The sequence below is a fragment of the Mesotoga infera genome, assembly GCA_011045915.1.
Taxonomy (GTDB): domain Bacteria; phylum Thermotogota; class Thermotogae; order Petrotogales; family Kosmotogaceae; genus Mesotoga; species Mesotoga infera_D.
In genome coordinates, this window is sequence record DSBT01000403.1 from 1 (window position 1) to 1,586 (window position 1,586).

1 protein-coding gene is annotated in these 1,586 nt (G+C 43.5%); it reads right to left on the bottom strand.

What is annotated here, in order from left to right:
* Positions 1-55: 55 nt before the first annotated feature.
* On the bottom strand, positions 56-1,586 hold a 1,531-nt coding region (locus tag ENN47_13010), incomplete at its 5' end, for an RND transporter (GenBank protein ID HDP79066.1).

Genomic DNA, 1,586 nt, shown 5'->3' on the forward strand with positions numbered 1-1,586 from the left:
TTACAAATGCATGATCAACTACATAGTAAGCCACCAGAAGATGTAATGGCATATCTCAACCTCCGATCTTCTTTTTGCTGTTCCATGGTAGCACAGGAACTAGAAAGGTTGCAACAACAAGTGAGGCAAGAACCCCAAATCCGAGGCTTATTCCGAATGTGCTAAGGAGTTTTCCCCTTGCAAAAATGAATGAGAAGAAGGTTAGCATGGTCGTTGCCGAAGACATGGTTATTGATTTGAAGGTTCTAGCCAGCTCTGTGCTCCTCTTATCCCTAGAACTATGTATAACGTAAACAAGTGAGTCTACACCAATTCCAATTATCAGCGGGGCAGAGATTACAGTGACAAAAGTCGTTTCAATTCCCATCACTTCCATTAAACCAAACATCGACATCAGAATTCCAACCATTAGAACTAATGTCTTGAGTCCATCTATGATGGACTTTCTTTCTATAGAAACGACGACAAAGATTGCTACGAAGGCAACCAGACATATCGGAAGGGAGACGATTCTCACAAGGTCCATCAGGTAATGGAAGACTTTGGGATATCCTCCGAAAGAAGCTCTCAGCTCAGGACTGAGACTATCGTAAATAATCTTTATGACGTTGTTTCTATAGATTGTCGATGATGGTTCGGAATTCAGAACAAAATACGTCTCACCACTGGCAGTCTCATAGAGAAGCTGATCCCTCAAGCTTTCCGGTATGACCTCGGTAGCAAGGTCGATAAGATCATTCGACCCTTCAATGGATTCCGCTCTGTCAAGGAGTTCCACAACGAAGTCGTAGTAATTTGCTTTCTTGAAAACGGCCTCAATTAACGGAGAGTCCCTCAGCGCATCGATTTCTCTGGTAACTTGCTGCATCTGGTTTATGTAATCTCCCTCTCCTCCTTCGATAACAGAAAGTATTGAGAAGGAGCTCTTGAAGTTCGGGTTCTGATCGATTTCCTCATGCGCCCTTCTTAAAGAATCTGTATCAGGAAGTATAAATGGCACCGTGTTTATAATACTTCCCCCGAAGGTTCTTTCAATTAGGGTGGGAACTGCGATCTGTTCTGAGTCGGTTGACATCAATCCAGGTGGAGTATAGGAAAAGCTTCTTATATTGTTCAGACCAAGATAGCTGAGCATCAGAATAAGCATGAAGACAACTCCTCCGAAAACCACGCCGAATCTCAAGATCACCTTCGAGATTCTCAGGAAAAACCTGTCGAGCAGGTGGATGTTTGCCTTCTTTCCCGGATTCATTACGGTCTTGATCGAAATTGCCGGGAGATAGACTGTCATTACAATAAAGAAGACAACAATACCGATTGCGGAGAGAATCCCCAGCTCCCTAATGGCCGGCGAGCTAATAACCGCAAGAATCGCGAAAACCAGCGCAGTCGTGATCATACTTGCCGATAGAGGTTTTATGAGCGCTTTGTAAGAGTTAAGCAGAAGAGATACTGGATTCTTATCTCTAGTAGCTCCGTCTGATAATCTCGTGATCATGTGAATTCCGTAGTCGATTCCCAGTCCAAGGGTTATGGCCGTTACGAAAGTGGTAATAATATTCAGCGAACCGAAGATCATATATGAA